At 66.8% G+C, this 24,449-nt stretch carries 17 protein-coding genes; 6 read left to right on the top strand and 11 right to left on the bottom strand.

What is annotated here, in order from left to right:
* Window positions 1-659: 659 nt before the first annotated feature.
* Window positions 660-2,264, top strand: coding sequence for a SulP family inorganic anion transporter (locus tag ACX9OT_RS10245; protein ID WP_180845400.1), 1,605 nt, complete (start codon window positions 660-662; stop codon window positions 2,262-2,264).
* A gap of 79 nt (window positions 2,265-2,343) precedes the next feature.
* On the opposite strand, the gene ACX9OT_RS10240 is transcribed toward ACX9OT_RS10245, so the two are convergent.
* Window positions 2,344-3,054, bottom strand: a complete 711-nt coding sequence (locus ACX9OT_RS10240; RefSeq protein ID WP_180845401.1) for a glutathione S-transferase — start codon at window positions 3,052-3,054, stop codon at window positions 2,344-2,346.
* A 95-nt stretch (window positions 3,055-3,149) separates the two neighbouring features.
* Window positions 3,150-3,641 carry a hypothetical protein gene (locus ACX9OT_RS10235; RefSeq protein ID WP_049422957.1) on the bottom strand — a complete coding sequence of 164 codons (492 nt, stop codon included), beginning with the start codon at window positions 3,639-3,641 and terminating at the stop codon, window positions 3,150-3,152.
* A 154-nt stretch (window positions 3,642-3,795) separates the two neighbouring features.
* On the opposite strand from ACX9OT_RS10235, the gene ACX9OT_RS10230 reads away from it, so the two are divergent.
* Entirely contained in the window at window positions 3,796-4,620 is an 825-nt protein-coding gene (locus tag ACX9OT_RS10230; RefSeq protein WP_459001935.1) for a DUF3014 domain-containing protein, read from the top strand.
* Between the two features lie 11 nt (window positions 4,621-4,631).
* On the opposite strand, the gene ACX9OT_RS10225 is transcribed toward ACX9OT_RS10230, so the two are convergent.
* The 4 genes from ACX9OT_RS10225 to ACX9OT_RS10210 form a co-directional block, all read right to left on the bottom strand.
* Window positions 4,632-5,756, bottom strand: a complete 1,125-nt coding sequence (locus ACX9OT_RS10225) for a cytochrome-c peroxidase (protein WP_459001933.1) — start codon at window positions 5,754-5,756, stop codon at window positions 4,632-4,634.
* 40 nt (window positions 5,757-5,796) lie between these two features.
* Window positions 5,797-8,595 carry a TonB-dependent receptor gene (locus tag ACX9OT_RS10220; RefSeq protein WP_459001931.1) on the bottom strand — a complete coding sequence of 933 codons (2,799 nt, stop codon included), beginning with the start codon at window positions 8,593-8,595 and terminating at the stop codon, window positions 5,797-5,799.
* Between the two features lie 63 nt (window positions 8,596-8,658).
* Complete coding sequence (locus tag ACX9OT_RS10215) at window positions 8,659-9,627, bottom strand: FecR domain-containing protein (RefSeq protein ID WP_459001929.1); 969 nt, start codon at window positions 9,625-9,627, stop codon at window positions 8,659-8,661.
* Window positions 9,617-10,111, bottom strand: a complete 495-nt coding sequence (locus ACX9OT_RS10210) for a sigma-70 family RNA polymerase sigma factor (protein WP_459001927.1) — start codon at window positions 10,109-10,111, stop codon at window positions 9,617-9,619. Before ACX9OT_RS10210 ends, ACX9OT_RS10215 begins: the two co-directional genes overlap by 11 nt.
* Window positions 10,112-10,123: 12 nt before the next feature.
* Here ACX9OT_RS10210 and ACX9OT_RS10205 point away from each other — a divergent pair, with 12 nt between their 5' ends.
* Together ACX9OT_RS10205 and clpB are read left to right on the top strand one after the other, a co-directional pair.
* Window positions 10,124-10,258 (top strand): hypothetical protein, encoded by a 135-nt coding sequence (locus ACX9OT_RS10205; protein WP_459001925.1) that lies wholly within the window; start codon window positions 10,124-10,126, stop codon window positions 10,256-10,258.
* Window positions 10,259-10,364: 106 nt separating this feature from the next.
* Window positions 10,365-12,950: an ATP-dependent chaperone ClpB gene (gene clpB, locus ACX9OT_RS10200; RefSeq protein WP_459001923.1), complete on the top strand. Its 2,586-nt coding sequence runs from the start codon at window positions 10,365-10,367 to the stop codon at window positions 12,948-12,950.
* Between the two features lie 72 nt (window positions 12,951-13,022).
* Here clpB and ACX9OT_RS10195 read toward each other — a convergent pair whose 3' ends face one another.
* The 3 genes from ACX9OT_RS10195 to ACX9OT_RS10185 form a co-directional block, all read right to left on the bottom strand.
* The gene (locus ACX9OT_RS10195) at window positions 13,023-13,823 is read right to left on the bottom strand and encodes a MipA/OmpV family protein (RefSeq protein ID WP_459001921.1); all 801 of its coding nucleotides are present in this window, start codon (window positions 13,821-13,823) and stop codon (window positions 13,023-13,025) included.
* Window positions 13,824-13,963: 140 nt separating this feature from the next.
* Window positions 13,964-15,253, bottom strand: a complete 1,290-nt coding sequence (locus ACX9OT_RS10190; RefSeq protein WP_459001919.1) for an ATP-binding protein — start codon at window positions 15,251-15,253, stop codon at window positions 13,964-13,966.
* Entirely contained in the window at window positions 15,250-15,987 is a 738-nt protein-coding gene (locus ACX9OT_RS10185) for a winged helix-turn-helix domain-containing protein (RefSeq protein ID WP_459001917.1), read from the bottom strand. Before ACX9OT_RS10185 ends, ACX9OT_RS10190 begins: the two co-directional genes overlap by 4 nt.
* Window positions 15,988-16,167: 180 nt before the next feature.
* On the opposite strand from ACX9OT_RS10185, the gene ACX9OT_RS10180 reads away from it, so the two are divergent.
* On the top strand, window positions 16,168-17,454 hold the full coding sequence (locus tag ACX9OT_RS10180) for an O-acetylhomoserine aminocarboxypropyltransferase/cysteine synthase family protein (RefSeq protein WP_459001915.1): 1,287 nt from the start codon (window positions 16,168-16,170) through the stop codon (window positions 17,452-17,454).
* A 399-nt stretch (window positions 17,455-17,853) separates the two neighbouring features.
* Here ACX9OT_RS10180 and ybaL read toward each other — a convergent pair whose 3' ends face one another.
* Both ybaL and ACX9OT_RS10170 read right to left on the bottom strand, forming a co-directional pair.
* A complete protein-coding gene (ybaL, locus tag ACX9OT_RS10175; RefSeq protein WP_459001913.1) occupies window positions 17,854-19,551 on the bottom strand; it encodes a YbaL family putative K(+) efflux transporter in 1,698 nt (565 codons plus the stop codon).
* A gap of 256 nt (window positions 19,552-19,807) precedes the next feature.
* Window positions 19,808-22,195 (bottom strand): TonB-dependent receptor plug domain-containing protein, encoded by a 2,388-nt coding sequence (locus ACX9OT_RS10170; RefSeq protein WP_459001911.1) that lies wholly within the window; start codon window positions 22,193-22,195, stop codon window positions 19,808-19,810.
* Between the two features lie 337 nt (window positions 22,196-22,532).
* Here ACX9OT_RS10170 and ACX9OT_RS10165 point away from each other — a divergent pair, with 337 nt between their 5' ends.
* Window positions 22,533-24,398, top strand: a complete 1,866-nt coding sequence (locus tag ACX9OT_RS10165; RefSeq protein WP_049400785.1) for an ABC-F family ATP-binding cassette domain-containing protein — start codon at window positions 22,533-22,535, stop codon at window positions 24,396-24,398.
* The last annotated feature ends 51 nt before the right edge of the window (window positions 24,399-24,449 follow it).

The following is a 24,449-nucleotide window of genomic DNA, read 5'->3' as shown; positions in this document are numbered from 1 at the left end:
GGGCTGCGCCCTGCACCCGCGGTAGTGCCGGCCGCTGGCCGGCAACACCAACAGCAGGAGCAGGTTTCTGAGGGATGGCGGGGTGGGTCCGGTTGCGGGGGACGCTGCAAGTACATCCATGTAAGCTCGGTCGCGCCATCCATGGCGCTCACGCCCCCGCAACCGGACCCACCCCGCCTTCGACAGATCATCGCTGCTGTTGGTAGGTGTCGACCTTGGTCGACACAGTAGAACCACGCCATGCGTGGATAGCGTGGAAATGATCGAATTGTTCTTGTAGAGCCGAGCCATGCTCGGCTGAGAGGCTTCGCGTACAGCAGCCGAGCATGGGCTCGGCGCAACAACGAGAGCCTGCCTTTGCTTTTGATCTTTTGATTCTCTTCCGTGGCTGGCACGCGCAGGAAACTGTCAGGGGCCGTTCGGGATGGGCTGCGCAGGACCGTTGGCGCCATGGATGGCGCCATCGAGCCCCCAGGGACGGGTTTACGGCGTGTCCTGCGCAGCCCATCCCGACCGGCCCAACCCAGAAATCGCTGTCCGCGACCAACCCAGCCACGAGGGGCCCCGCCGTTGGCTGGAACCCATCATTCCACGACGGAATTGGCGCCCGGGCCCCGCTGGGCCTACCATCGGCGGTCCCCACCCCCACCACCCCTTCCATGTCCGCTCCCGCTTCCGCCGCACCGCGTCGCTGGTTCATCGCCGGCGACTTCAACGGCTTCTTCGGCCTGGTCGTCGACAACCTCTCCATCCTCGGCTTCATCGCCATGGCCCTGGTCGGGATCTTCCAGTTCCCCGCCGACGTGGTGTTCGGCCGCATGTTCCCCGGCACCGCCTTCGGCGTGCTGGTCGGCAACCTGCTGTACACCCTGATGGCCCGCCGGCTGGCTGCGCGTACCGGTCGCGACGATGTCACTGCCATGCCGCTCGGCCTGGATGCACCGACCAGCATCGGCATGGCGTTGCTGGTGCTCGGCCCGGCCTTCATCGCCTTCAAGCAGCAGGGCATGGATCCGCACGAGGCGGGCATCGCCACTTGGCAGCTGGGCATGGCCGCGCTGGTCATCATGGGCGTGCTCAAGTTCGTGCTGTCGTTCTTTGGCGAGGCGGTCACGCGCGCGCTGCCGCGTGCGGCGCTGCTGGGCTCCATCGCCGGCATCGCGCTGGTGCTGATGGGCCTGCTGCCGCTGCTGGAAACGCTGCGCTCGCCGCTGGTTGGCTTCACCACGCTGGGCTTGCTGCTGTATGTGCTGATCGCCAAAGGCAAGCTGCCGGTGCGTGGCCCGGGCGTGCTGCTGGCCTTCGTGTTCGGCACCGTGCTGTATTACGGCCTTGGCCTGGCCGGGCTGGGCGCACCGGGCTTCCACGTGCCGGCGTGGGTGCCGCCGCAGGTGGTGCTGCCGCTGCCGACGCTGGGCTTCCTCGACGGCCTGCCCACCGCGATGACCTACCTGCCGCTGCTGCTGCCGTTCGGCCTGCTGATGGTGGTCGGTGGCATCAACGTCTCCGAAAGCGCGCGCGCGGCCGGCGATGACTACCGCACCCGTGACATCCTGCTGGTGGAAGCGGTGGCTACGCTGGTGGCCGGTGTCTGCGGTGGCGTGGCGCAGACCACGCCGTACATCGGCCAGCCGGCCTACAAGCACATGGGCGCGCGCAGCGGCTACACGCTGCTGACCGGCCTGTTCGTCGGCATCGGCGGCATGCTCGGCATCATCTCCGGGCTGGTGCAGTGGCTGCCGCTGGCGGTGCTGGCACCGATCATCGTGTACGTGGCCATCGACATCACCACCCAGGCCTTCCAGGCCACGCCGCGCCACCATACCGGCGCGATGGTGTTCGGTTTCCTGCCGTCGGTAGCGTACCTGCTGGCGATCAAGGCGCCAGGCTGGATCGCACCGGACCAGCTGCCGCAGCTGCTGACCAAGCTCGATGGCCACGGATTGCCTGAGCTGGCGGTGATCTTCACTCTCGGCAATGGCTTCATCATCACCTCGATGCTGTGGATCTCTGCGGTGGCGGCCATGGTTGATGGCCGCCTGCGCCGCGCCTGCGGCTTCCTGCTGGTGGCGGCGGTGCTGACCCTGTTCGGCCTGATCCACTCGGTGGACCCGCGCGGTGGCATCTACCTGCCGTGGGATCTGGACGGCCTGGCGCGCATGATCAGCTGGCAGTTCGCCGGCGCCTATGTGGCATTGGCGCTGCTGCTGGGCCTGCTGTCACTGCAGAAGCAGGCGGTGAAGCCGCTGGGTGAGAACAGCTGACCCCAGGGTAGTGCCGGCCGCCGGCCCGCATCCTCATGGACCTCGGACGTAGTGTGCAGCTGCCGGCCAGCGGCCGGCACTACCGCTCTCCGTCCAGTTCCGGGTAGTGGCGGAAGATGCCGTTGGTGTTGAACGGCAATCGCCGTTCCGAGTCCAGATAGGAGGCAATGTTGGGTCGTTTCGCCACCCGCTCCTGCAGCGCGCGCAGCAGGGGCAGGGTAGGTTCCAGTGCCTGCATGCGGCGTGGGAACATGTAGTTCAGCCCGCTCAGCAGCTGGAACAGCGACAGATCCACATACGAGTGCTCGCGCAGTGCATGGCGGCCACCGTTGGCGGCCAGCACCTGCTCGAAGTAGCCGAGGAACTTCGGCAGCCTCTCGCTGCGCAGTGACGCGGCGCGTGCCTTGGCTTCGGTCTTCTGCTCTTCGTAGTACCTCGATGCAGCGATCGGATGGTGGGTGTCATGCACCTCGGCCACCAGGTCGGCGATGGTCAGCTGCAACTGCAGTGCCTGCGTCCGCCGCGAGGCCGCCTGCGGCACCAGGTCCAGCGTCGGGCCCAGGAAATCCAGGATTGCCGCGACCTGCGCGATGACCTGGCGACCGGCCTTCAGGAACGGCGGCGCGAAGGGCTGCGCACCTTCACTGCTGCCATCGAGAAACGGCTGCATCACTGCATCGCCGTGCGCCCGCGCCATGTCGATGTAGTCGGCACCGGCATCCTCCAGCGCCAGGCGCACGAACTCGCCACGGCCCTGGATGCCGGTCCAGTAATACAGCGCGTACTGCATGGCTGTGTCTCCACGGGACAGGATGCATAGCGTCGCGCTGCTCGCGCAAAGCGGGCGTGAGTGCAATGCCTACCTGGCGTTGGCTGTCGGAGTGTTCAGGCCGATGGCGCGACGGTGATGATGTCGTGTTCATTGACGCTGCCAGCCAGCGTGTAGCGATATCCCTTGGCCAGCACTTCAACGTAGCTGTCATGTGCGGCAAGGATGAAAAGCTGCAGGTCGTGGACATTGCGGGGATCGTAGTGCGCGAGCAGTGCCGCCAGGCCAGGATCGTGGATGACCCGGTAGAAGCCGGGGAAAGGGCAGAGACCGGTTTGCCGCCAGTGCGCGGTTTCATCGGCTGGTCCGGTTTCCTCGAAGATCTCGCCGTGGCGCATCTCGTGAAAATTTCCGCCCCGGCAACGCGCTTCATGGACAAGTTCGAAATCCACCTGCAGTGAGCGGTAACGCATGCCCGGCTGCGCTGCATAGTCCTCCAGCGTCTGTGCCTCCACGTTCACCTGTGCGCTCGCGTTCTGCTCTCGATACACCAGTGTCAGGTCGAGCGTGCTGATGCGGAAAGGCACCGGTTCCGGGCGAAGCTCCATGGGTCGTTCGTCGAAGGGGCTGGACTGCTCATTGGGCCGCCCGTCGCACTGCGCTGTCAACGCGTTTCCCGAACCTTACCGGAACGGGTGGGGAACCCACGGAAATCAGTCGGGTCACACCTTCTCCATGCGTGTGAGAACGAGGTGCTGCATCATGCAGAGTGGAAAAGCAGTTTGGCCCTGGGTGCTGGGCGTGGTGGTGATTGGTGGCGCGGGTGGTTGGTTGTTCCGCGATCAGCTGAAGAGCCTGGCAGACGGTGTTTCGGTGCCGGTGCAATCGACCCCCGCCAGTACCGGCACACCGCCACAACCGAAGGTGGCTGCGGAACCCGCCCCAACACCACCGCCGATCAGGCATCCGCTGGATACCGAGGCCGCTGCCGACCCGGCACTGCCGAAGCTGGCTGACAGCGATGCCGCTGCCTGGGGCGCGCTGGGCCAGCTGTTCCAGGGCGAGGGGCCGCTGACCCTGCTGCTGCGTGATCATCTGATCCAGCGCCTGGTCACCCAGGTCGACAACCTGGACAAGCCCAGCGTGCCGCCGACCGCGTTGGCCGCGCGCCCGCTGCCGGGCAATCTGCAGGTCGAACCGGGCGAAGGCGGTGAACGCATCGCCGCCAGCAATGCGGCGCGCTATGCGCCCTACGTGCAGGCGTTCACTGCACTCGACCCGGCGGCAACGGCCACGGCTTACAAGCGCTTCTATCCGCTGATCCAGCAGGCCTATGTCGACCTTGGCCGGCCCGAGGGCTATTTCAACGACCGTCTGGTCACGGTGATCGACCACCTGCTGGAGACCCCGGAACTCGCCCAGGCGCCGCTGGTACAGCGCGATGAGCGCGGCCGCTACCGATTCGTCGATCCCACCCTGCAGTCCCGCTCGATCGGGCAGAAGGCCCTGCTGCGCATGGATCCGGCGCAGGCGCGGGCGGTCAAGCAGCAGCTGCGGGCGATCCGTACTGCGATCACCCGCGGCTGAGCCTGCAGGCGTCAGAGGGCCTGCAGGAAGGCTTCGATGTCCTGCAGGTCCCGCCTGCTGAGCCCGCGCGGACGCAGCAACGGATCGGGTGCCGGGAAGGGGGCTGCGTCTGGCGGGAGACCCGCCGGAGCCCGCGGTCGGGCACCGCCCACGTTGTAGAACGCCAGTACGCCAGACAATTTCGGGATCATGCCGTTGTGCATGTAGGGCGCTGTGGCGGCAACGCCACGCAGCGACGGTGTACGAAAACGGCCGCTGTCGGCGGGATCACCGGTGACCTCATAACGTCCCAGATCCTGCCGCGAACGCCCGTGGAAATGCAGGCCCAGGTTGTGGAAGCCGTTGTCGGTCAGCGCCGGTCCGTTGTGGCAGTTCATGCAACCGGCCTGCGTGCGGAACAGGTGCAGGCCACGCAGCTGGGCATCGTCCAGCGCACGCGCATTGCCAAGCAGGAAGCGATCGAAGCGACTGTTGCGTGGCGACAGGCTGCGTTCGAACGCGGCGATGGCCTGGCCGAGCTGCGCGGCATCGATGCGCGGCTGCGCGAACACCTCGTTGAACGCACGGCGATAGGACGCATCACGGCGCAGGCGACGTACCGCTCCCTGGGACGTGAAGCCCATTTCGATGGGATCGGAAATGGGATGCAGGGCCTGTTCCTCCAGCGACGCTGCGCGACCATCCCAGAACAAGGGCGCCGCATGCGCACTGGCCACCACGCTGGGTGCATTGCGGCGACCGGGCTGGCGGTCGTGGCCGAATGACACGCGACGGCCATCGGCCCAGCCCAGGTCCGGGTCATGGCAACTGGCACAGGCCAACTGTCGCGAGCGGGACAGGATCGGATCAAAGAACAGTCGACGGCCCAGCGCTACTTTTGCGGGCGACGATGGATTGTCTGGCGCATCAGCCGGGGCAGGCAACGGAGCCAGTTCCTGCCAGGCGACGCCGGGTTCCACCTCTGGCGCTGGCCACCGCATGCTGGGGTTGCTGTAGAGCGCGCGCAGGCAGGCGCTGTCCGGACGCGCGGGAAGCACGTCGGGGCACGGGGTATGACGCGCAGGTGCAGGCATGCCCGCGCCGCCCAGCAACAGGGCGGTGACGGGCAGTAACAGGTGCAGAGGATGCGGGCGCATCGTCAGCAGCGGCCCGGTGCGGGCACACTGGGCCGCCGGCTCAGAACGAGTAGCCCAGTTCCAGCCAGTAGCTACGGCCGGGCTCGTAGTAGGTCGTGGTTGCCGTGGTGCCGGAGATGCGGTTGCTGCGGTTGAGCACGTTCTGCACTTCCACCCGCACATAGACCTCCTGGTTGGCCTTTGCTGCGAACGCATACTGCAAGGTCGCATCCCACGTCCAGCCGCTGGGATTGCGGATGTCCTCGTAGACCACCAGCAGATCGTCGCCATGTGGCTCGTACCGGCTTGTCTTCAGCAGTCCCTCATAACCCGCACGGAAACTGAAGAAATTGGACCAGGTCAGGCCCGCAGCGGGAATTTCGGTGCGGGTGGCCAGTCGGGCCGACCACGGGCGCACGTAGTCACGGGCTGGCAGGTCGTACCGATGGATGGCCTTGCCGTGGTAACTGATCAGCTCGTAGAAGTCGCCGATGGACGTGGGGGTGGTGGCGTCTTCGTAGGTGTTGTAGCTGCGGCGCGACTCGGTGTGGTCCAGGGCCAGCTGCGCCGTGGACTGCGAGCCCCACAGCGTCAGCGGTTGTTGCGGCGAAACAGATAGGGTGTAGGTGCTGCTGCGGCTGCGCCCGGCGTTGGCGTATTCGTACAGCACCGCCTTGTAGACGCCCTTGTCGTAGGTGTCGGTGATGCGCTGGCGGACGATGTCATCGCGGTTGCTGCGATCGACGTACTTGACGTTGATGTCCAGTCCGGCGAACTGCTGCCGCCATGCCAGCGACCACTCATCAGTGTAGGGTGTATCCAGGTCGGACACGCGATTTGCCGTGGTCGCGCGGGTGCCGGTCAGGCTCTCCCAAGGAGTGCTGCTGCTGGTGCGGGTCAGGTCTTCCTGCAGGCGCTCGCGGCCTTCGCTCAGCAGGTAGGTGAAGAAGTTGCGACCATAGTAGCGGTTGCGGCCCACGGTCAGCACGCTGTTGCCGGTGCCACCGACGTCCCACGACGCGGCAAATCGCGGCGAGATGTGGGTGCCTTTCCAGAAATCATTGCGGTCCAGGCGCACGCCCGGGCGCAGGCTGACATCGCCGATGCGGATGTCGTCCTGGACATAGGCATCCCATTCGGTGCCCGACACCTCGAACGCTCCGGCGTGGTAGAGCACCAGCTTGGAAAAGTACTGGCCTTTTCCCGCGGCGAGCACCGACGTTCTGGTGAACACGGGCGACAGCGAGCAGGAATCGGTGTCCTCCACGCCCGTGGTCAGCATGCAGCTGGTGGCGGTGCGTGGCGTCTGGTAGTTGTAGTGATCGTTCAGCCGCTCGTAGTCGGCGTTGCGTCGTTGCACACCCGCGCCGAACGTCAGGTGGTGCTCGGCCGTGCCCCACTGGAAACGTTCGCGGCTGGCAGAGAAGCGGTAGCCGATCTTGCGGTCGCGCTGGTCGATGTTGCCCCAGCTGCCTTCCTGGCTGTAGTTGCCGACACCCCAGTTCTTGTCTTCCGACGGAGCCCAGGTCTTGAAGTAGTCGTAATCGCTGCGGCGCGAGCTTTCCAGATCACTGTAGGTCAACGCGTTGCCGAACGACCACGTGCCGGTATCGTAGTCGGCGCGCAGTGATGCCACCGGCCCGCCCGACTTCAGGTTGAACCACGAATTGCGCGAGCTGTGAATGAAGTAGGCATCGTCGGTAGGCGAATAGCTGACGTTGGCGCGCAGCGTCAGTCCCTCGCCGTTGCTCCAGTCGGCGGCCAGCGTGGCGGCGGTGCTTTCACGCACCTGGGTACGTTTGAAGTCGTCGTTCGGACTCACCTTGCCGCCGTTGTAGGCGCGTAGCGGAATTTCCGAACGGGTGCGGGTGACTGTGCCGATCAGGCCGATGCCATTACGGCTGCGCCCCTCCAGGCGTGCGCCGACCTTGTACTTGTCGTACTGCTGCTGGAAGGTGGGTTGGGCCGACTCTTCGAAGTTCTCGGCCTGGCCCGGATGCATGATCAGCTCGTTCCACGCCGAGCGGGCCATGCGGAACCACACCTTGCCCGACAGGCGATCACCGGCGGTGCGGCTGCTTGCATCGATGACGCCACCGGTGAAGCCGCCGTAGGCCGCAGGCACGTTGCTGTCATAGACGGTGACTTTTTCCAGTAGGTCGGGGTCGACGGTGATGCCCTGTGCGGCGCTGGGAACGTTGATGGACGAGTAGGCATCGCCATTGTGGCCGGGTGCCACGTTGCTGGCCGGGTCAAGATCATTGTTGAAGTTCGCGCCGTCGATCAGGAACAGGTTCTGGTAGAACGGTGCGCCGTTGATCGAGAAGTCCACCGGACGGATCTCACCGCCGTTGCGCGCACTCCAGCCGGTGTTGCTGAACTGCACGGCAGGGTTGATGCGAAGCAGTGAGCCGAGGTCGCCGTTGCCCTTGGCATAGCCCTGCAGGTAGTCCTGGTCCAGGGTCATGCCTTCGGCATACAGGAAGTCGCGGGAGGCGACACTGCCGACCCGCAGCGGACGCAGCCGGCGGGTGGTCAGCGCGGGTGAAGGTGCGGGTTGCACGGTGTAGCTGCCATCGGCGCGGCGAACGGCGCGCAGGCCGCTGCCCTGCAGCAATGCGGCAAAGCCGGCGTCCACATCGAGTCCTTCCGCCGTCGTCGGTGCGTGGCGGCCACGGGTCAGGGCGGGGTCGAAGGACAGGGCAACGCCGTGTGCGGCGGCGAAAGTGCTCAGCGCACCGCCGAGCGGCTCGGCGCGATGCGGGACCGGCGCAGCTTCGGTGGGCGTGGTCTGAGCGAAAGCCGGGGTGGCAGCGAGGGCGACGGCCAACAGGCTCAGGCGCAGGTGGGAAGAGGTCATGGGCATGGGCGAGGGGAAGAGGAAGGGTCTCATTCCCTCTGCCCCTTGAAACGGGAAAAAGTGTCATCCCGGTGTGTCGAGGCCGCGCAGCTGTATCCACAACCCGTGCTGGATCTGCAGGGCATAGGTGGCCGCGAGCATCGACAGGCACCGATCCAGGTCATCGGCCGGGTACGCGCCGGAAACCGGCATCGAGGCGATGGCCGGGTCCACGCGCAGCCAGCGCCGGTGATAGCGGCCAAGTTCCAGCATGAACTGCTGCAACGGCACCGCGTCAGCGGTCAGCATGCCGTGGATCCAGGTGTCGCTGCCGGCGCGTGCCGGGCCGGGTGACGGCAGCGAGGTCCGGTTCCAGCGCAGTTCCTGCCCGGCGTCGACCTGGCGATGGTGGCTGCCGGATTCGACCCTGACCGCGCCCTCACTGACTACCAGCAAGACATCGTCGTTGAACAGCCGCACGCTGAAGCGGGTGCCCAGCGCCCGCAGCGCGCCGAACGGCGTCGCGACCCGGAATGGTCTTGCCGGATGCTGGATGTCACGTGCGGTCTCCACCAGCATCTGGCCACGACGCAACCGCAGCAACCGTTGGGTACCATCAAACGCGATGTCGACGGCGGTATCGGTATCGAGGTGCAGCACGCTGCCATCGTCCAGCACCCGCTGTGATCGTTCGCCCACGGCGGTACGGACGCTGGCATCCCACGCCGCGTCATCCCACAACCTCCATGCCAGCCAACCACCGAGTGGTGCAACCAGCAGTGCGGCAACGCTGCGCAGCACGGCGCGCCGGCCGGCAGACGCAGGCCGTTGCAGCGTGCGTTGGGCCAGCGGCGCAGGCACCTGGGCAGCCAATGCCAGCAAGCGTTCCGCACGCTGCCACGCGCGGGCATGTTCGGGATCGGCATCGTGCCAGCGCTGCCACCGCGCGCGCTGGGCCGCGCTGCCGTCCTCGTGCAGGCGCATCAGCCAGTCGGCTGCCTGCTCCAGTACGCGGGGCGGAAGTGCCGGTTCGGCGGTGGTCTCAGCCGGCATGCGCCAAGCAGCCCAGCAGTGCCCGTTTCATGTGCCGCTTCACCGTGGACAGCGACAACCCCAGCTGTTCGCTGATGGCTTCATAGCGGAGCCCATCGAACTGCGCCAGCAGGAACACCCGGCGCGCCATTGCCGGCAACCCGTCCAGCATCGCATCGATCTGCTGCAGGGCCTCACGTACCAGGGCCTGTTCTTCCAGTGAGGGCAGCACCGGCTCTGGGAACTGCGCCAGGTATTCCAGGTAGGCGCGCTCCAGCGCCTGGCGGCGGAACCAGTTGGCGGCCAGCCCACGCGCCACGGTGGTCAGGAACGCACGCGGCTCACGCAGCGCAGCGAGATCGCGTCCCTGCAGCAGCCGCGCGAAGGTGTCCTGGGTGAGATCGTCGGCCACATCGCGATTGCCCACGCGCCCGCTCAGCCAGCCGTGCAGCCAGACGCGATGATCGCGGTACAGCATGCCCAGTTGTTCGTGTAGGGGGCCCATGAAAGGGGATGCGTGGTCTTGATCGAAATGAGAATGATTCGCAAGTATCGCATCCGCGATGCCCGGATTCCAGTGCCAGGCGCGCAGTGGCTTGCGCAGGATCAACGCGCCGACCACACCCGTTCCGGCATGCTGGCCGCAGGCTGACTGGCCTCGGGGTGCAGTCGCAGTCACCCTTGAAACGGGGTGGGGCAACCGCATCTTTCCAGCATCGCCGGCGCGGGCCGGCCCTGATGACCGATGAGGATTCGCAATGCGGATGGACAAGCTCACCTCGCGTTTCCAGCAGGCGCTGGCAGACGCACAGTCGCTGGCCGTTGGCCGCGACAACAGCATCATCGAACCGGTTCACCTGTTCAGCGCGTTGCTGGACCAGCAGGGTGGCAGTACGCGCCCGCTGCTGGCCCAGGCCGGGGTGAACGTGCCGGTGCTGCGCGAGCGCCTGACCGAGGCACTGGATGCGCTGCCCAAGGTGTCCGGCCAGGCCGGCAACGTTTCGATGGGCAATGACCTGGGGCGTCTGCTCAACCAGACCGACAAGCTGGCCCAGCAGAACGGCGATGCCTTCATCGCCAGCGAGTGGTTCGTGCTGGCGGCGCTGGAAGACAGTGGCACGCTGGGCATGGCGCTGCGCGCCGCCGGTGCCGACAAGACCCGCCTGCAGGCCGCGATCGACAAGCTGCGTGGCGGCGAGAACGTGCAGTCGGAGAATGCCGAGGAACAGCGGCAGGCGCTGGAGAAGTACACCATCGATCTGACCGCGCGCGCCGAGAGCGGCAAGCTCGATCCGGTGATCGGCCGCGACGAGGAAATCCGCCGCACCATCCAGGTGCTGCAGCGCCGGACCAAGAACAATCCGGTGCTGATCGGCGAACCCGGCGTGGGCAAGACCGCCATCGTGGAAGGTCTGGCCCAGCGCATCATCAACGACGAAGTGCCCGAAGGCCTGCGCGGCAAGCGCGTGCTCTCGCTGGACATGGGCGCGCTGATCGCCGGTGCCAAGTTCCGCGGTGAATTCGAAGAGCGCCTGAAGGGCGTGCTGAACGACCTGGCCAAGAACGAAGGCCAGATCATCCTGTTCATCGACGAATTGCACACCATGGTCGGCGCCGGCAAGGCCGACGGCGCGATGGATGCCGGCAACATGCTGAAGCCGGCACTGGCACGTGGCGAGCTGCACTGCATCGGTGCCACCACGCTGGACGAGTACCGCAAGTACATCGAGAAGGATGCTGCGCTGGAGCGCCGCTTCCAGAAGGTGTTCGTGGGCGAGCCGTCGGTGGAGGACACCATTGCGATCCTGCGCGGTCTGAAGGAGAAGTACGCGCTGCACCACGGCGTGGAGATCACCGACCCGGCCATCGTTGCCGCTGCGACGCTGTCCAACCGCTACATCACCGACCGCCAGCTGCCGGACAAGGCCATCGACCTGATGGACGAAGCCGCCTCGCGCCTGCGCATGGAGATCGACTCCAAGCCGGAGGAACTGGACCGCCTGGAACGCCGGGTGATCCAGCTGAAGATCCAGCGCGAGATGCTGAAGAAGGAAAAGGACGAAGCCTCGCGGCAACGCCTGGCCGACCTGGAAAACGACATCGACGGGCTGGAGCGCGAGTTCTCCGACCTCAATGAAATCTGGAAGTCGGAGAAGGCCGCGCTGCAGGGCGCGACCAAGATCAAGGAACAGGTCGAGCAGGCCAAGCTGGAGCTGGAGGCCGCGCAGCGCCGCCAGGATTTCGCCAAGATGAGCGAGATCCAGTACGGGCTGCTGCCGCAGCTGGAAAAGCAGCTGGCCGCGGCCCAGGAGGCCGAGCACAAGGACTTCAAGCTGGTGCAGGACCGCGTGACCGACGAGGAGATCGCCGAGGTCGTATCGCGCTGGACCGGCATCCCGGTCAACAAGATGCTCGAAGGCGAGCGCGACAAGCTGTTGCGCATGGAAGAGGTGCTGCACAACCGCGTGGTCGGCCAGGAAGAAGCGATCAAGGTCGTCTCCGATGCCGTGCGCCGCTCGCGTGCAGGCCTGTCCGATCCGAATCGCCCGGCCGGCTCGTTCCTGTTCCTCGGCCCGACCGGTGTCGGCAAGACCGAGCTGTGCAAGTCGCTGGCCGAATTCCTGTTCGACAGTGCCGACGCGATGATCCGCATCGACATGAGCGAATTCATGGAGAAGCACAGCGTGGCCCGCCTGATCGGCGCGCCTCCGGGTTACGTGGGCTACGAGGAAGGCGGCTACCTGACCGAGGCCGTGCGTCGTCGCCCGTATTCGCTGATCCTGCTGGACGAAGTGGAGAAGGCGCATCCGGATGTGTTCAACATCCTGCTGCAGGTGCTGGACGATGGCCGCCTGACCGATGGACAGGGCCGTACCGTGGACTTCCGCAACACCGTCATCGTGATGACCTCGAACCTGGGCTCGCACCAGATCCAGGACATGAGCGCCGACGACAGTCCGGAGGCCTACACGCAGATGAAGGCGGCGGTGATGGGCGTGGTCCAGGCGCACTTCCGGCCGGAGTTCATCAACCGCCTGGACGACATCGTGGTGTTCCACCCGCTGGACAAGCAGCAGATCAAGCAGATCGCGCGCATCCAGATGCGCGGGCTGGAGAAGCGCCTGGCCGAGCGCGGGCTGAAGCTGGCGGTCTCCGATGCGGCCTTCGACCTGCTCGGCAACGTCGGCTTCGATCCAGTGTACGGCGCGCGCCCGTTGAAGCGCGCAATCCAGGCACAGCTGGAGAACCCGTTGGCGCAGCAGATCCTGTCCGGCGCCTTCGTCAACGGCGATACCATCGAAGTCGGAAACGACGGCGGCCGCCTGGTGTTCGCCAAAGCGTGATTCACACGGGGCGCTGCCTGGCCGCAGCGCCCCGTTTCCTGCGAAGTGGGCCGGGCAATGCCCGGCGCTCACTCAGAAGCGGTGCGTATAGCCGCTCATCAAGCCGAACTGGTTCGCCTTCTGCACGATCGGGCTGTCGGCGGCATCACCGAGCAGGCGCGTGCCTTCGGCCGAGATGTACCAGTTGCCGTTGCGGCCCACGCGGTGGCTCCACTTCAGGCCGACACCGGCACTGACCAGGCCGGCTTTTGGCTTGTGCTCGGCAAAGCCGGTACGCGCCGCCTGTTCCGGGCTGACGCCGTACCAGGTCTGCATGTAGCCGCGGTTGCCGTAGTCGGTGGACACGCTGCCGCTGACCACGCCGCCGGCCAGGTCGAACAGCGGCAGGGTCAGGTTCAGGTGGATCTGCTGGGTGGCCAGGCCGTTCTCGGCCTTGTCCTCGTCCTTGCGGGTGAACTGCCAGGCGCCGCTCAGCACGGCTTCGCCCAGCGTATAACCAGCCGAGACACCGACCAGGGGACGGGTATCGATATCGCCCATGCCGCGCAGGAAGTCCGAACCGCCGAGCAGGGAGTCCTTGTCCTTGCGGATGCCGCTGGCGCCGACGTAGGCGCGCACGCGGGTGTGCTCGCCGAGGGCGGTGCCCCAGCCGATGCCACTGGTGCCCAGAAACCAGCCCCCCGGCGAGGTGACATCGAAGGAGAGCGACGGCGTCGCACGATACTCCTCGCTGCCGCTGTAACGCGGGGTTACGCCACCGCCGGCAGCGACCTCGAAGGTCCAGTGGTCATCCTTGGCGTGGGCGATCGGGGCGGCAAACAGCGGCAACAGGGCCAGGCAGAGCAGGGTGGGGGAACGGCGAAGCTGGGACATGGAAACTCTCGGCAATGGGAGGAAAGCAGCGCGCGCATCCGGCGAGTGCTGCAGGGTCGCCAGCGTGGCGATACGCCGGCGACCGATCCGTCCGCAGTTGTGCGGGAGTTGTAATCAACTGTAATCGCGGCCCAGCGCGTTCAGCTGGCAGCCAGCGGCCAGTGCATTTCCAGGCGTGCGCCGCCCAGCGTGGCGCGACTGATGTGCAGCTCGCCACCGTGGCGGGCCGCAATGCGGCCGACGATGGCCAGGCCCAGGCCGAAGCCGCCGGTATCACGGCTGCGGCTGTCATCCAGGCGGGTGAACGGGCGCATCACCTTTTCATGGTCGGCCTCGGCGATGCCCGGGCCGTCATCGTCCACGCGCAGGCAGGCGCGTCCGCCCACACCCACCAGCGACACTTCCACCTGCGAGCGCGCGTGGCGCAGCGCATTGCCGACCAGGTTGCTCAGCGCCAGCTGCAGCAGGCGTGGCTCGGCATCCACGCGCGGCAGGGCGCCGGGCTGCACGCGCAACACGAGGCCGGCGCGTTCGGCATCGCGGCGGGCATCGGCCAGGCAGGCCTGCAGCCAGTCGTTGGCTTCAATCCGCTGCATCGGTTCGCCCTCGCTGGGATGCTCCAGCCGTTCGTAGGCCAGCAGTTCGCTGACCAGCCGGTTGAGCTCGGCCAGGTCGCCATGCAGGCCCTGGGCCAGCCGTACGCGGCGATCGCGATCATCGCTGTCCTGCATCAGGTCCAGGCCGAAGGCCACGCGTGCGATGGGTGTGCGCAGTTCGTGCGAAATGGCGTGGGTGAGGTCGCGCTGGCGCTGCACCAGCTCGGCCACGCGTGCGGCCATGCGGTTGGAATGGTCGACGATGACGCGTATCTGCGAGCGTGGCGAAACCTGCGCGCGCGCCTGCAGATCGCCGGCACCGATGCGATCGGCGTGCCGGCGCAGGGCTTCCAGATCGCGCCAGAGCAGGCGTACCCAGGCATACAGGCTGGCGCCGACCAGCAGCAGGATGCTGAGGTAGGCCGCGATGGTCATGTACATCGTCATCTGCACCGCGCCGGGCAGGCGCAGGTGCAGCCAGCGGCCGCCGATGCCCTCGATGGGCAGCAGAACCTGCTGGTACTGATCGCGCACGATGAAGCCATCGGCCTGCACGGCCGCCTGTTCCTGCCGGTCGAGCGCGGGAGGATTGTCGAGCAGGGTCAGGGTGATGCCGTAGTGTGGTTGCAACTGCTGCAGGCGCTCACGCTGCTGGCCGGCGTCCAGGCCCGCAAGGTCCCTGCGCAGGGCGTACACCTGTCCGCGTACCTGCTCCACGAACACGCGATCCTGCACGGGCGTGTAGATGCCATCCAGGATGTGGTTGAGGAAGAACACCGAGGCCAGGAAGCAGGCGCCGGTGACGAACCACAGCCACAGGAACAGCCGCTTCATTCCGACCAGGCCGCAGGATTGAACTGGTAGCCGCGCCCCCACACGGTCTTGATCCGCCGTGGCTCGCGCGCATCGTCGCCGAGCTTGCGGCGCAGCTTGCCGATGCAGACGTCAACGCTGCGGTCCAGGCCGTCGAAGCCGATGCCGCGCACCGCCTGCAGGATCTGGTCACGCGACAGGATCTGCCCCGGCTGGCTGGCCAGCAGCCACAGGATCTCGAATTCGGTGGTGCCCATTTCCACCGCCGCACCGTGCAGGTGCACTTCACGCTGCATGCGATCGATCAGCAGTTGCCCGTGCATCAGCCGGCTGGGCGTACCGGTGTTGCTGCTGCCGTGGCGGCGGCGCAGCAGGGCGCGCAGGCGCGCCAGCAGCAGGCGTGGTTCGATCGGCTTGTGCACATAGTCATCGGCACCCGATTCCAGGCCCAGCACCTGCTCGATGTCGTCCTCGCAAGCGGTCAGCATCAGGATCGGCACATCGGAGAAGCTGCGGATCTGCCGGCACACATCGATGCCACCGAGGCCGGGCAGCATCAGGTCCAGCACCACCAGTTCCGGGGCATGCTGTCGGCAGGCCGCACCGGCAAGGTCACCACGGGGCACGTGCTGCACGGCGAAGCCATGCTCGTGCAGGTAGTCGCTCACCAGTTCGGCCAGGCGACGGTCGTCCTCCACCAGCAGGACCGACGTGGGCGAACTGCTGGCAGGGGGTGTCCAGGGGGATGGCTGCATGCGTGGGGCCTCCGTGCCCGGGCAGGAGCGCCCGGCGGCGAAGCCTAGCAACGGCCCATGACGGCTGCCTGAATCGCGGCCAACCTGATAACCGTGGGTACGGACGTCATCGCCAGCGGCTTTCAGTGGCCGGCCCCGGCTGGCCTATGGTGGCGGTTTCCCCGGATGGAGCCTGGTGCAATGAGCGACCCGCAGTGGCAACTGGAAACCCTGGCCGTGCACGGCGGCTACCGTCCCGACCCGACCACCCGCGCGGTGGCGGTGCCTATCTACCAGACCGTGGCGTATGCGTTCGATGACACCCAGCACGGCGCCGACCTGTTCGACCTGAAGGTGCCGGGCAACATCTACACCCGCATCATGAACCCCACCACCGACGTGCTGGAGCAGCGCCTGGCCGCGCTGGAAGGCGGTATCGGCGCATTGGCGCTCGCCTCGGGACAGGCCGCGATCACCTATGCCATCCAGACCATTGCCGAGGCAGGCGACAACATCGTCGCCTCCAGTGCGCTGTACGGTGGCAGCCTCAACCTGCTGGCGCACACGCTGCCGCAGTACGGCATCCAGGCGCGTTTCGCCGATCCGGCCGATCCAGCCGCGTTCGCCGCGCTGATCGACGACCGCACCAAGGCGGTGTTCGTCGAGTCGATCGGCAACCCGCGTGGCAACGTCACCGACATCGCGGCGATTGCCGAGGTCGCGCATGCCGCCGGCGTGCCGCTGATTGTCGACAACACCGTGGCCACGCCGGTCCTGCTGCGCCCGTTCGAGCACGGCGCCGACATCGTGGTGCATTCGCTGACCAAGTACCTCGGCGGCCACGGCAACAGCCTCGGCGGCGCGATCGTCGATTCCGGCCGCTTCGACTGGGCTGCACAACCCCAGCGCTTCGCGCGGCTCAACCAGCCCGACCCCAGCTACCACGGCGTGGTCTATACCGAAGCGCTGGGGCCGGCGGCCTACATCGGCCGCGCGCGGGTGGTGCCGCTGCGCAATACCGGCGCGGCGCTGTCGCCGTTCAATGCGTTCCTGATCCTGCAGGGCATTGAAACCCTGGCGCTGCGCATGGAGCGCATCAACGCCAACGCGCTGGCTGTCGCGCAGTTTCTGAAGTCACACGCAAAGGTGGCCTGGGTGCGCTACGCTGGGCTGGCCGACGACCCCGAGCATGCCGCCGCGCAACGTTACCTGGGTGGGCACGGCTCGGGCGTACTGACCTTCGGCCTGCCGGGCGGCCGTGAAGCCGGCGCACGTTTCCTCGATGCGCTGAAGCTGTTCACCCGCCTGGTCAACCTGGGCGATGCAAAATCGCTGGCCACCCATCCGGCCTCGACCACCCATCGCCAGCTGGATGCCGCCGAACTGGCCAAGGCCGGCGTCAGCGAGGACACCGTGCGGCTGTCGATCGGCATCGAGCACATCGGCGACCTGCGTGCCGACCTGGAGCAGGCCCTGGCAGGCGCCTGATAGCCGCACGCTTGGTCGTCATCGCCACAGGCGATCACCATCGGTCACCCAATGCGCTACGGTGGAGCTGCCTCTCCAAGGCATGGCAACGTGGCGATCCAGATCCCCGGTCGATGCGGGTCGACCGGGGATTTTTTTGTTTCCGGGGTCAGATGCACCGCCGTGTCGACCAAGGTCGACACCTACCAACAGCCGCAGGAAATTGTCGAAGGCAGGGTGGGCCCGGTTGCAGGGGCGTGAGCGCCATGGATGGTGCGACCGAGCCTCCACGGATGGATTCACGGCGTCCCCTGCAACCGGACCCACCCCGCCATTCCACGGAGAGTCAGCTTTTGCTTTTGCCGTTGCAGTTGAAGTTGCTTCGGCAGGTGCAGGGCTGCAAGCCCTGCCGCACACCCCTCACACCACCGGAATGCTGTGCTGCCCCAGATTCCGGTACGGCGGCGTGGACATGATCATCTCCGCCAGCGAATACGCCAGCTCGCGCTCGGCCATCACCGTGCCATCGGCGCCGTGCTCCAGCAGATGTTTCACTTCGGCATCGCTGTGCGCACGCGCCAGCAGGGTCAGCTCCGGGTTGATCGCACGCAGCTTGGCCAGCGCCTCGCCAGCTTCCAGCGGCTGCGGAATCGCCAGCACTGCGATCTTCGCGCGCTCGGGATGGGCCTCGGCCAGTACCCGGTCGGCGGCGGCGCTGCCACGGATCGCCGCGATGCCATTGGCATGCGCACGCTCCACGTGGTCCTTGTTGTCATCGATCACCAGCACCGGCACGCCGCGATCACGCAGCACCTGCGCCAGCTCGCTGCCGACCCGGCCGTAGCCGATCACGATGGCGTGCGCGTTCAGGTCACGCGACGGGCCGATGGCTTCTTCCGGCTCGGCCGGCTGCGGCTGCTGTTCCTGCTTGGCCTGCCAACGGTCCAGCAGGCCGAACACCAGCGGGTTCAGCATGATCGACACCAGCGCGCCAGCCAGCACCAGCGACTGGCCTTCCTTCGGCAGGATCTGCAGGGCCACGCCGAGGCCGGCGATGATGAAGGCGAATTCGCCGATCTGCGCCAGGCTGGCCGAGATGGTCAGCGCGGTGCTGGTCGGGTGGCCGAATGCGCGCACGATGAAGAAGGCAGCGGCCGACTTGCCGAACATGATGATCAGCACGGTGGCCAGCACCTGCCACGGGTGCTGGATAAGGATGTTCGGGTCGAACAGCATGCCGACCGAGACGAAGAACAGCACCGCGAAGGCATCGCGCAGCGGCAGCGAATCATGCGCGGCCTTGTGGCTCAGCTCCGATTCGTTGAGCAGCATGCCGGCGAAGAACGCGCCCAGTGCGAACGAGACGCCGAACAGCATCGCTGAGCCGAACGCCACGCCCAGCGCGATCGCCAGCACTGACAGGGTGAACAGCTCGCGCGAGCCGGTACCGGCGATGCGTTCGAGGATCCACGGAATGACCCGGCGGCCGACCACCAGCATCACCGCCACGAACAGGCCCAGCTGCACGAAGGTCCAGCCGATGTCGGCCAGCACGCTGCCCAGCGAGTGCGATTCCTTGGCCGCATCGGGGCCGAACACACCGGCCATCACCGGCATCATCACCAGCGCCAGCACACAGGCCAGGTCTTCCACGATCAGCCAGCCGACCGCGATCTTGCCGCGCATGGTTTCCAGCAGGCGGCGCTCCTCCATCGCCCGCAACAGCACCACGGTACTGGCGGTGGCCAGCGAGAAACCGAAGATGACGCCATGCAGGGCTGGCCAGCCCATCAGCGAGGCCACGCCCCAGCCGAGCAGGGTAGCGACCGCGATCTGGCCGATGGCACCGGGGATGGCGATGGCCTTGACCGCCATCAGGTCCTTCAGCGAGAAGTGCAGGCCGACGCCGAACATCAGCAGCATCACGCCCAGCTCGGCCAGCTGGTTGGCCAGCGCCTGGTCGGCGACGAAGCCGGGGGTGAACGGGCCTACGCAGATGCCAGCAACCAGGTAACCGACCAAGGGAGACAAGCGGAGCTTGTTGGCCAGCGCGCCGAAGATGAAGGCGAGCCCGAGGCCAACGGCAACGATGTTGATCAGGTCGGTGTCATGGTGCATCGGCACTCGCAGGAAATCGGGGGGATGCCCCGATTTTCACCTAATGCGCCAAATGCGGCAAACCCAGGGGGCAAATCCCTTCCCGCAGGGAAGGCACCTGCCCCCTGGGTTTGCCTGCGCATTTCTCCTCTACCCCCGCCTTCGGCGCGCCCCTTCAACAAGAAGGGGCTCTCCTCCAAATGCGGCGAGGGGATGCCGGCCAGCGGCCGGCACTACCAGAGCGGCGCTGGGTATGGCCCGGCGCTACCAATACCGCTTACCAGGTGTACTTGACCCGGCCGTACACGTACGCGCCGTTGAAGCCGAACGGCGAGTAGTTGCTGTACGGCAGCATGCCGAAGGTGGAGTTCTGCAGGTCTTCGGTGCGGTCCGGGTACTTGTCCAGCAGGTTGTCGGCGCCCACGGTCAGGGTCCAGTTGCTGCTCGGCTTGTAGCTGGCCGAGGCATCCACCACCCAGGCGTCGCCATAGGTCTGGTCGCGCAGTGCGGTGGCCGAGTTGCGCACGGTGAATTTGCCGTAGCGGGTCGCGGCCAGGCCCAGTTCCCAGTGGTCCGAACGCCAGGTGCCGCTCAGGATCGCCTTGTCGCGCGGATAGCTGTCCTCGATGCGGCCGATCTCATCGCGGCCGATCAGCGACTGGGTCAGGCCCAGCGTGCCGAACACCGCCGGGGTGCCGCCGACGCGGCGCACTTCGGTGTCGTTGTAGCTGTACGCGGCGGTCAGTTCCAGGCTGCTGGCGCTGAAGGGCACCGTGTAGCTGGACACGAAATCGACACCGCGGGTGCGCGTATCCAGGCCGTTGGTGAAGTACGAGAACGCGGTCACCTGCGGCAGGCCCAGCGTGCCCAGCAGCGCACTGGTGGCGGCGTTGGTGGTGATGCTGGACGACAATGCGATGCGGTCATCGATGTCGATCTGGTAGGCGTCGACGGTGATGTACAGGCGGTCGACCGGCTGCAGCACCAGGCCCAGGCTGTAGGAGGTGGAGGTCTCGGCCTTCAGCGGCGAGGCGCCCAGCGCCTGCGCAGCCGGGCTGGTGGTGGGGAAGGTGCCGCGCTCGACGAACACGCCGTTGAGGAACTGGCTGGTGACCGCCTGGTAGCCCTGCTGCGCCAGCGACGGCGCACGGAAGCCGCTGGACGCGGTGGCCCGCAGCGCAACCTTGTCGGTGAACGCGTAGCGCGCCGACAGCTTGCCGGAGAAGCGGTCGCCGAAGTCCGAGTAATCCTCGTAGCGGCCGGTGATGCCGGCCGAGAACTTCTCGGTCAGGTCCGCTTCCAGACCCGCATAGACCGCGTAGTTGTGGCGGTCGGCATGCACTTCATTGGTGGGGGTGAAGCCACCGAAGCCCTGCGCGCCACTGCCGGTGTACGAGTTCAGCTCGCCCGGCTTCTGGTCCCACTTCTCCTTGCGGTATTCACCACCGAAGGACAGCGTGACCGGGTAGGCCAGGCCCCAGTCCAGCGACTTGGTCAGGTCGGCATTGAAGATGTCCTGCTGGTACTTCAGCGTGCCGTCGTAGAACGAGCGCGGGCTGGTCGCACCCAGGCTGTAGTTGATGCTGTTGCGGGTGTGGAAGTCGAGGGTGTTCTCGCCGTGGTTCAGGCTCAGGTCCCAGGTCCAGCCGCTGTCGGTGTTGCCCTTGACCCCGGCCACCAGCGAGCGGTCCTTGGAGTACTGGTTGATCTCCGGCACGAAGCCGTCCGGGTAGGTCTGCGCCAGCAGCGCGCTCTGCCCGCTGTGGTTGCGCGAGCGGTAGAACGCGAACGAGGTGATGTCGCGGTTGCTGAGCAGCGCGCTGGCGTAGCCGGTCACGCGGTCGCTGAAATCGAAGCTGGCGTTGACCGAAGCCGCAGTCGCATCCACGCGCGGGTCGCCGACGATGAAGGTCTTCTGGCCGATGCTCGGGAAGTTGCCGGTGTTCGGGGTGGTGCCGCGGTACGGGCCGGCGCGGTTGCTTTCGTCCTGCTGGCTGATCTGGCCGGCCACGTGCACGCGGCCACGGCCGTTGCCGAACTCGACGCCGGTATCGCCGGAGAGCTGGTACTTGTTGCCGTCACCGGCCGAGTACTGGCCGTAGTCCACCGCCAGGCTGCCGCCACTGCCGCTGCCCTTGAGCACGATGTTGATGACGCCGGCGATGGCGTCCGAACCGTACTGCGCCGACGCACCGTCGCGCAGCACTTCCACGCGTTCGATGGCGGCGATCGGGATCGCATTGATGTCCACTGCCGACGAACCACGGCCGATGCTGCCGTTGACGTTGATCATCGCCGAGGTGTGGCGGCGCTTGCCGTCGACCAGCACCAGCACCTGGTCCGGTGACAGGCCGCGCAGCTGCGCCGGGCGCACGCCGCTGGTGCCATCGGTCAGGGCAGGGCGCGGGAAGTTCAGCGAGGGCAGGGCGCGCGACAGCGCGGTGGCCAGCTCGCTGGTGCCGGTGGACTGCAGGGCTTCGGGGGTGATGATGTCGATCGGCGACTGCGATTCGGCCACCGTGCGGTCGGCCACGCGGGTGCCGGTGACGATCACCGTGTCCAGGGTGTTGGCGGCGGTGCCGGCCTGCTGGGCAGCGGCAACGAACGGAGAGCCACCGAGTGCGACAGCGACGGCGGCGGCGATCAGGCTGGTCTTGCGGGTCATCGGGACGGAGCTCCGGTTGGCGGGGGCGGCACCGGAATCGACATCACGGGGGTGAGGCGGACGGCGGTTGTTGCGGTGCGCAAAGCAGGAATTAACGGGATATTCAGTGCGTGTCAAATGCCAGTCATCGGAAAAAACGTTGCAGCAGCAACCATTTAGCCCGGATCGGCACTGGCGGGGGAGGGAGCCCGGGACGCGCGCGGCAAGGACGTGGGAGAGAGGAACGCCGGCCGCCGCGCATCCCGGGACGCGTCAAGTATTCGTTAACGCTAGAATTGCGTCGCAGGAACAGTGCTCACCAGCACATTCCATCTGGTTATATGGACGCCTCCCCCCGATGATTTCCCTTCGTAATTTCGCCTTGCGCCGCGGCGAGCGGCTGCTGTTGTCCAATGTCGACCTGACCCTGCACGCCGGTTACCGGGTGGGTGTGGTCGGCCGCAACGGTGCTGGCAAGTCCAGCCTGTTCGCGGCGGTGAAGGGCGAGCTGGAGGCGGACAAGGGCGATGTCGATCTGCCCGGCAAGGTGCGCATCGCCAGCGTCGCCCAGGAAACCCCGTCGCTGCCCGACCCGGCGCTGAGCTTCGTGCTCGGCGGCGACATCGAGGTGGCTGCAGTGCTGGCCGCCGAGGCCGAGGCGACCGCCCGTGAAGACTGGGAAGCGGTGGCCGAGGCGCACACGAAGATGGCCGAGCTCAATGCCTACGACGCCGAAGCGCGCGCCGGCAAGCTGCTGCACGGCCTCGGTTTCCCGGCAGAGACCCACCACCGCGCGGTGTCCTCGTTCTCCGGCGGCTGGCGCGTACGCCTGAACCTGGCCCGCGCGCTGATGATGCCCAGTGACCTGCTGCTGCTGGACGAACCGACCAACCACCTGGACCTGGACGCGGTGTACTGGCTGGAGCAGTGGCTGCTGAAGTACCCCGGCACCCTGCTGTTGATCTCGCATGACCGCGAGTTCCTCGACAACGTGGCCACCCACACCCTGCACCTGCATGGCGGCGGCGCCAAGCTCTACCCGGGCGGTTATACCGATTTCGAGCGCCAGCGCGCCGAACAGCTGCGCCAGCAGCAGATCGCGCACGAGAAGGAACAGGCCGAGCGCGCCCACCTGCAGAGCTTCATCGACCGCTTCAAGGCGCAGGCCAGCAAGGCCGCGCAGGCGCAGAGCCGCATGAAGCGCCTGGCCAAGCTGGCCGGCACCGAAGCCGTGCGTGCCGAGCGCGAATTCCGCATCGAGTTCGCGCCGCCGGCCAAGCTGCCGTTCTCGCTGATCCGCCTGAACCACGTCGAGGCCGGCTACGGCAAGGACGCGGTGATCCTGCACAACGTCGGCTTCGGCCTGGAAGCGGGCCAGCGCATCGGCCTGCTCGGCCCCAACGGTGCCGGTAAGACCACCCTGGTGAAGACCCTGGTGGGCGAGCTGGCGCCGATCGTCGGCGAGCGCATGGCGCACCCGGACCTGAAGATCGGCTACTTCGCCCAGCACACGGTGGAGTCGCTGCACGAAGGCCAGTCGCCGATGGAGCATTTCCGCGAGATCGCGCCAGACGCACCGAACCAGTCGTTCCGCGATTTCCTTGGCAAGTGGAACTTCCCGGGCGACCGCGCGTTCGAGCCGGTCGATGGCTTCTCCGGTGGCGAGCGCGCACGCCTGGCGCTGGCGCTGATCGCCTGGCAGCAGCCGAACGTGCTGCTGCTGGACGAACCGACCAACCACCTTGACCTGGAAATGCGCGAAGCGCTGGCCGAAGCACTGGCCACCTTCGAAGGCGCGATCGTGATGGTCTCGCATGACCGCCATCTGATCGGCCTGGTCTGCGATACCTACTGGCGCGTGGCCGATGGCGTGGTCGAGCCGTTCGACGGCGACCTCGACGCCTACGCGGCCTGGCTGCGCACCCGTCCGCAGGCGCAGGGCACCAAGGCGCGCATGGAACAGGTGGAAGAGCCGGTGGTGGTCAAGACCGCGCCGGTGGCTCAGGTGGTGCAGAAGAAGCCGGTGAACCCGCACAAGCTGGCCGCCGCCGAAGCCAAGGTGGCCGAGCTGGAAAGCGCCCTGGCCGAGCTGGACCGCCAGCTGGCCGACCCGGCCAACTACGCCGATGCCACCCGCATGGCGGTGATCGGCCGTGACCGCGAAACCGCTGCCGCCCAGCTGGAAAAAGCCGAAGCCGCGTGGATGGAACTGCTGGAGTCCTGACCGGTAGTGCCGGCCGCTGGCCGGCAGCGCGATGCGCCCACGACGATCAAG

The sequence above is a fragment of the Stenotrophomonas genospecies 3 genome, assembly GCF_054473855.1.
Note: the sequence above shows the minus strand (reverse complement) of the source record. Positions and strands in the feature narration are given on the sequence as shown.

What these genes read in the sequence shown, in the direction of transcription:
- ACX9OT_RS10170 (WP_459001911.1), bottom strand. Translation starts at nt 22,195, where the DNA reads ATGACCCGCAAGACCAGCCTGATCGCCGCCGCCGTCGCTGTCGCACTC.
- ACX9OT_RS10190 (WP_459001919.1), bottom strand. Translation starts at nt 15,253, where the DNA reads ATGAAGCGGCTGTTCCTGTGGCTGTGGTTCGTCACCGGCGCCTGCTTC.
- ACX9OT_RS10230 (WP_459001935.1), top strand. Translation starts at nt 3,796, where the DNA reads ATGCAGAGTGGAAAAGCAGTTTGGCCCTGGGTGCTGGGCGTGGTGGTG.
- ACX9OT_RS10210 (WP_459001927.1), bottom strand. Translation starts at nt 10,111, where the DNA reads ATGGGCCCCCTACACGAACAACTGGGCATGCTGTACCGCGATCATCGC.
- ACX9OT_RS10220 (WP_459001931.1), bottom strand. Translation starts at nt 8,595, where the DNA reads ATGACCTCTTCCCACCTGCGCCTGAGCCTGTTGGCCGTCGCCCTCGCT.
- ACX9OT_RS10240 (WP_180845401.1), bottom strand. Translation starts at nt 3,054, where the DNA reads ATGCAGTACGCGCTGTATTACTGGACCGGCATCCAGGGCCGTGGCGAG.
- ACX9OT_RS10165 (WP_049400785.1), top strand. Translation starts at nt 22,533, where the DNA reads ATGATTTCCCTTCGTAATTTCGCCTTGCGCCGCGGCGAGCGGCTGCTG.
- ACX9OT_RS10195 (WP_459001921.1), bottom strand. Translation starts at nt 13,823, where the DNA reads ATGTCCCAGCTTCGCCGTTCCCCCACCCTGCTCTGCCTGGCCCTGTTG.
- ACX9OT_RS10185 (WP_459001917.1), bottom strand. Translation starts at nt 15,987, where the DNA reads ATGCAGCCATCCCCCTGGACACCCCCTGCCAGCAGTTCGCCCACGTCG.
- ACX9OT_RS10225 (WP_459001933.1), bottom strand. Translation starts at nt 5,756, where the DNA reads ATGCGCCCGCATCCTCTGCACCTGTTACTGCCCGTCACCGCCCTGTTG.
- clpB (WP_459001923.1), top strand. Translation starts at nt 10,365, where the DNA reads ATGCGGATGGACAAGCTCACCTCGCGTTTCCAGCAGGCGCTGGCAGAC.
- ybaL (WP_459001913.1), bottom strand. Translation starts at nt 19,551, where the DNA reads ATGCACCATGACACCGACCTGATCAACATCGTTGCCGTTGGCCTCGGG.
- ACX9OT_RS10235 (WP_049422957.1), bottom strand. Translation starts at nt 3,641, where the DNA reads ATGGAGCTTCGCCCGGAACCGGTGCCTTTCCGCATCAGCACGCTCGAC.
- ACX9OT_RS10245 (WP_180845400.1), top strand. Translation starts at nt 660, where the DNA reads ATGTCCGCTCCCGCTTCCGCCGCACCGCGTCGCTGGTTCATCGCCGGC.
- ACX9OT_RS10180 (WP_459001915.1), top strand. Translation starts at nt 16,168, where the DNA reads ATGAGCGACCCGCAGTGGCAACTGGAAACCCTGGCCGTGCACGGCGGC.
- ACX9OT_RS10215 (WP_459001929.1), bottom strand. Translation starts at nt 9,627, where the DNA reads ATGCCGGCTGAGACCACCGCCGAACCGGCACTTCCGCCCCGCGTACTG.